Here is a 5,394-nt window from a genome sequence, read left to right as displayed (position 1 = left end):
GTTTTTGTTTGGGTCACCCGTTCCCTTCAGCCATCGCATCCAGGAATCGCTCCTACATTGGGAGCAAAGAGCAAACGGATTTCTTTGGTCGCTGATTTACCATCGATCGTTCGATCCAACCAGTTCAGGCGCTGCTTATGCAGTTTTTGTTGTTCTCAGCCTGGTCCTGGGGCAAAGCCCCATTTGGCATCTCCTCTCCAAAAGAATCAGTTAGCTACGCCTCTGCCTTATTGTCTTTATTTTGCTAGAGCCGGTACGTCTTGTTCTTATTGTGGGTCTGCTTGTTATTGTTGTTGTGCCAGATATAAAGCATTCGCCGTGCCAGTTTTTGAAAAGTCTTTGTAATCAATGGGTTGGTATTTTTGACTGTCGATCTGGTCCGAAGAGTCTGCAGCGTCCGTTACCGTTGAACCCGCATTTTGTTACGTCTTGGTAGTGGCGGTAACAGCTCGCTACCCAGCCGTGGCCGATTTGCGTCGTGGAATCCCGAGCCGCTGGCGACGCTCCCAAAGGCACTTGCGGCTGATGCCCAGCTTGCGTGCCAGTTCGGTCTCGGTCATGTGATCCTGGTGCTCAAGGACGAAATGCTGAAAGTAGTCTTCCAGCGACAGGTCCTCGGTCGGCTCGTTGGTCGTTGAGACAGCGGAACCCAGCGGGGCGCCGGGTTCATCGAAATCCTCATCGAGGGGGTCGAGCTCGATGTCGATGCCCAGCAGTTCAGTGCTGATCTCCTCGCTGTCACTGAGAATCGCCGCCCGCTCGATGGCATTTTCCAGTTCGCGCACGTTCCCCGGCCAGGTGTATTGCCGTACGGCCTGCTCGGCCTCTCGGGAGAAGTGCAACCCCTCGATGGCCATGCGTGCGCTCTGGCGTGCCAGGAAGGCCTCGGCGATTTCCAGCACGTCGGCGCCGCGCTCGCGTAGGGGGGGCAGCTTCAAGGCGATGACGTGCAGCCGGTAGTAGAGGTCCTCACGAAATTGCCCAGTCTTGGCCAGCGTCTTCAAATCACGGTGGGTCGCGGCGACCAGGCGCACATCGACTTTTTGCGACTGGGTAGAGCCTACCCGCCGGATCTCGCCTTCCTGCAATACGCGTAACAACCGCGCCTGTGCTTCCAGAGGCAGCTCACCGATTTCGTCGAGGAACAGGGTGCCGCCATCTGCGGCCTCGACCAGACCGGCGCGGCCGGCACTGGCGCCGGTAAAGGCACCTTTCTCGTGACCGAAAAGTTCGGATTCGATCAGGGTTTCCGGAATGGCGGCGCAGTTGACTGAAATCATCGGCGCCTTGGCGCGACGGGAAAGGTTGTGCAGCGCGCGGGCAACAAGCTCTTTACCAGTACCCGATTCGCCTTGGATCAGCACATTGGAGTCGGTCGGGGCGACCTTGCGGATCTTGCCGAACAAATCCTGCATCGGGCCGCAGCGTCCGATAATGCCAATCTCACCATTGATCGAGTCGTCTGCCTTCGCGCCAGCAACGGGCGTGGCGCTGCGTGACGCCTCAGCCGGCGCTGAAGCGGCCTGCTGCCGATCATGAAGAATGCGCGCCACGGTTTGCAGCATCTCGTCGTGGTCGAAGGGCTTGGCGATGTAGTCCACTGCCCCCATTTTCATCGAGTCCACTGCCGAGCGTAGGCTGGCGTAGCTGGTCATGATGAGCACGGGGGTGCCTTCGGCCTGCTTGATCAGTTCGGTGCCGGGCGTGCCAGGCAGGCGCAGATCGCTGACGACGAGATCGAAGGAGGGAATGCTGAAGCGCTCTTGTGCCTCTTGCACCGAGCCGGCTTCGCTGACCTCGTACTGGTTGCGCTCGAGCAGTCGGCGCAGGGCGGAGCGGATAATGGTTTCGTCTTCGACGATCAGAATATGGGACATCAGTACTCTCTCGACGGTCTGAGGGCGGCTACACGGTGGTGGGGACGGCGCTAAAGAGGGCTCGTTCCCGAACCTGTGCCGGTGCCGCGCTGCGGCTTGGTGCGGGGTGCCAGTTGTCTTCCTCATCCAGGTCGCGGCGGGGCCAGCTATACGCTGGGCCGTTCACGGTCGAGACCTGGCGGAAAACGGTCGACGACTCGTCATTCACCGGGATCTATGGCCTCGACATGACGCGGCAAGGTGATGCGGAAGCGCGTACCGCGTTGGGTTTCCGGGTCGGCCGGGCTGTCAATATTGATTTGCCCATAATGCTCTTCCACGATCGAATAGACCAGTGCGAGGCCCAGCCCTGTCCCTTCACCTGGATCCTTGGTGGTGAAGAACGGCTCGAAAAGCCGATCCTGAATCGCCTGTGGTATGCTGCTGCCTTCGTCTTCGACGATGAGATAGACGGTCTGTTCGGACACTTCGCTGCGTACTCGGATGGCCCCGCCGGGCTCGGATGCGGCGCGGGCGTTGGACAGCAGGTTGATCAGCACCTGAGCGAGGCGCTGCGGGTCGCCTTCTGCCAGATGATCGGGGTCGCAGAGGTTGAAGAATCTCACCTCGGTTCCCTGCCGGTTGAGAGAGAGCAGGGCAATCGCATCTTGCGCCACCTTGGCCAGACTCACCGGGTATCGGTCCTGTTGTCTGCCGCCGGCATGGGCGAAGCTCATCAGCGACTGGACGATGCGCGAGACGCGCTTGGTCTGCTCGACGATCTGGTTGCTGATCTCGCTGATCTCGGCGTCTGCCTCGCGCTCCTCGCGCAGGTTCTGCGCCAGGCAGGCGATGCCGGTGATCGGGTTGCCGATTTCGTGGGCGACCCCCGCCGCCAGCCGACCAATGCTGGCCAGGCGTTCGGAGTGAACGAGGCGGTCCTCCAGCTGTTGGGTTTCGGTGAGGTCTTCGATCAGCAGTACCAGACCGCTACTGCCGGGCGCCAACGGCTCGGCGATCGCGGCCTTGTGCAGGTTCAGGCAGCGACTGTGACCGTCCAGCTGCAAGCGTTGTTTATGCAGGTGCTCCTCGCGCTGCCGAGTGAAATCGCTGAGCAGGCTCTGCCAGGGTTCGGCGATGGTTGACAGGCGGGAGCCCACCACCTGCAGCGCGGGGATTTCGGTGAGCTCTTCCAGGGCTTTGTTCCACATCAGGATTTCCTGATCCTTGGCCAGCGAGCAGACGCCCATCGGCAGCTCCTGCAGGGTCTGCCGGTGGTAACGGCGCAGGGCATCGAGTTCGGCAGCCAGGCCGGTCAGGCGTGAGTGATAGTCCTCCAGGCGGCTCTCGATGAAATGGATGTCTTCGGTCACATAGCTGTCTGCACCGTTCTTGTACGAGAGAAAATTCTCCACGATATCCTGGGCGACGCTCGGCCCCATCAGGCCGGACAGGTTTGCCTCGATGCGATCGCGTAGCCGGCGCAGGGCATAGGGGCGATGCTCATCGAAGGGTAGTTGCAGATCCCGCAGTGCCTGTTCCACTTCCCGCTGCGCAGTCTTGGCGCCCAGCGGCTTGGCCAGTTGCGTAGCGAACTCTTGCGGCGAGGCGGCTGCCAGCTCACGACGTTGAGGTCGGCGCACGTTTTCCACCGCACAGGCTTCTGCAGCGGCCTGCTCCTCGGCGCTGGTTTCGGTGAACAGCGAGAACAGCGAGAATGCCAGCACATTCACCGCCAACGAGGCGATCGCCGCCAGGTGCCAGCTGGTGTCGTCGAGCACGTAGACCACGTTGAGCAGCGGGATGTAGAAGCCGTCGAGGTTGCCGACCAGCGGCAGCAGCATGGTCACAACCCAGACGGCAATACCGGCGAGCAGCCCAACGATGTAGCCACGACGGTTGGCGGTCGGCCAATAGAGGACAGAAAGCACGCCGGGCAGGAATTGCAGGGTCGCCACAAAGGCGACAATGCCCAGGTTTGACAGGTCCTGCTCGGCGCCCAGCAGCAGATAGAAGCCGTAGCCGGCCATGATGATGGCGAGGATCAGGCTGCGCCGGGTCCATATCAGCCAGCGATAGATGTTGCCTTCGGTAGGCGGTTGGTAAAGCGGTAACACGAGATGGTTGAGTGCCATACCCGACAGCGCCAGGGTGCTGACGATGATCAGACCGCTGGACGCTGAAAGTCCGCCGACGAAGGCCAACAGCGTCAATGCCTCGCTCTGCGCCGTGATGCCGAGGCCGAGGGTGAAATATTCGGGGTTGGTGCTGACGCCCAGTTTGAGCCCGGCCCAGAGAATCAGCGGCACGGCCAGGCTCATCAGCAGCAGATACAGCGGCAGGCCCCAACTGGCGCTGACCAGCGCGCGCGGGTTGAGGTGTTCGGTGAAGGTCATGTGGTACATGTGTGGCATGACGATCGCCGACGCAAAAAACACCAGCAATAGTGTCCGCCAAGGGCCTTCCTGCAGCGGCGTATGCAATGCCTGCAACGCCGACTGGTTTTGCAACAGCCAGACTTCCAGCTGATGCGGGCCGCCGAACACGACAAACAGCGCGTACAAACCGATGGCGCCGAAGGTCAACAGCTTGACCACCGATTCGAAGGCGATGGCGAACACCAGCCCCTCGTGCTTTTCCCGCGTGGCGATATGGCGGGCGCCGAAGAGAATGGTGAACAGCATGATCATCACGCAATAGCCAAGTGCCACGCGCTCCTGCAGGGGCTCGAGCGTGAGAATCCCGATGGCGTCGGCCACCGCCTGGATCTGCAGCGCCAGCAGCGGCAGCATGCCGATCAGCATGACAATGGTGGTCAGCGCCCCGCTCCAGGTGCTGCGGAAACGGAAGGCGAACAGGTCCGCCAGCGAGGCCAGCTGATAGGTCCGGGTGATGCGCAGAATCGGGTAGAGCAGGACCGGTGCGAGCAGAAACGCGCCGCAGACACCCAAATAGGTGGCGAGGAACCCGTAGCCGTACTGATAGGCCAGACCCACGGTGCCATAGAATGCCCAAGCACCGGCGTAAACGCCGAGGGACAGGGTGTAGGTGAGCGGATGTCGAATGACCCAGCGCGGAATCAGCCCGCGCTCACTGACCCAGGCCACCCCGAACAGCACAAGCAGGTAAGCGACGCTGATCAGGATCAGGTGGCTGAGGCTAAAGCTCGTCTGCATCGCGCTGACTCTGAAGAATGAAGGTCACCACGATGAGGATCAGCCACAACAGATAGGGGCGGTACCAGGCACCGTTGGGGTCGATCCACCAGTCCATGATTGCCGGGGAAAACAGGTAGATCCCCACCACCAGGAGCAGCACCAGTCGGTAGATATACATGCTGGAACTCGTGTCGGAAGTAGGCGGATGGTAAAGCAGCGGCAAGCGGCAAGCCACAAGCTGCAAGGAAAAGCCCGGCGGCGTTTCGGCGCCAGCCCCACACTGATTCGCTTGAGGCTTGAGGCTTGAGGCTTGAGGCTTGAGGCTTGAGGCTTGAGGCTTGAGGCTTGAGGCTTGAGGCTTGAGGCTTGAGGCTTGAGGC

General features: G+C 61.0%; 4 protein-coding genes. 1 reads left to right on the top strand and 3 read right to left on the bottom strand.

Going from position 1 to position 5,394, the window contains the following annotated elements; translation table 11 throughout:
* Positions 1-214 (top strand): hypothetical protein (locus NA637_RS23925; protein WP_256074987.1); only part of this gene is annotated, 214 nt, incomplete at its 5' end.
* Between the two features lie 238 nt (positions 215-452).
* On the opposite strand, the gene NA637_RS23920 is transcribed toward NA637_RS23925, so the two are convergent.
* The 3 genes from NA637_RS23920 to NA637_RS23910 all read right to left on the bottom strand — a co-directional run bounded on the left by NA637_RS23920 (position 453) and on the right by NA637_RS23910 (position 5,192).
* Positions 453-1,877 carry a sigma-54-dependent transcriptional regulator gene (locus NA637_RS23920; protein WP_256074986.1) on the bottom strand — a complete coding sequence of 475 codons (1,425 nt, stop codon included), beginning with the start codon at positions 1,875-1,877 and terminating at the stop codon, positions 453-455.
* 200 nt (positions 1,878-2,077) lie between these two features.
* On the bottom strand, positions 2,078-5,032 hold the full coding sequence (locus NA637_RS23915) for a sensor histidine kinase (protein WP_256074985.1): 2,955 nt from the start codon (positions 5,030-5,032) through the stop codon (positions 2,078-2,080).
* A complete protein-coding gene (locus NA637_RS23910; protein ID WP_003095129.1) occupies positions 5,016-5,192 on the bottom strand; it encodes a hypothetical protein in 177 nt (58 codons plus the stop codon). The genes NA637_RS23915 and NA637_RS23910 overlap by 17 nt, the downstream gene beginning before the upstream one ends.
* Positions 5,193-5,394: the final 202 nt, after the last annotated feature.

This window comes from Stutzerimonas stutzeri, from assembly GCF_024448935.1.
In the GTDB taxonomy this organism is placed as follows: Bacteria; Pseudomonadota; Gammaproteobacteria; order Pseudomonadales; family Pseudomonadaceae; genus Stutzerimonas; species Stutzerimonas stutzeri_AO.
Note: the sequence above shows the minus strand (reverse complement) of the source record. Positions and strands in the feature narration are given on the sequence as shown.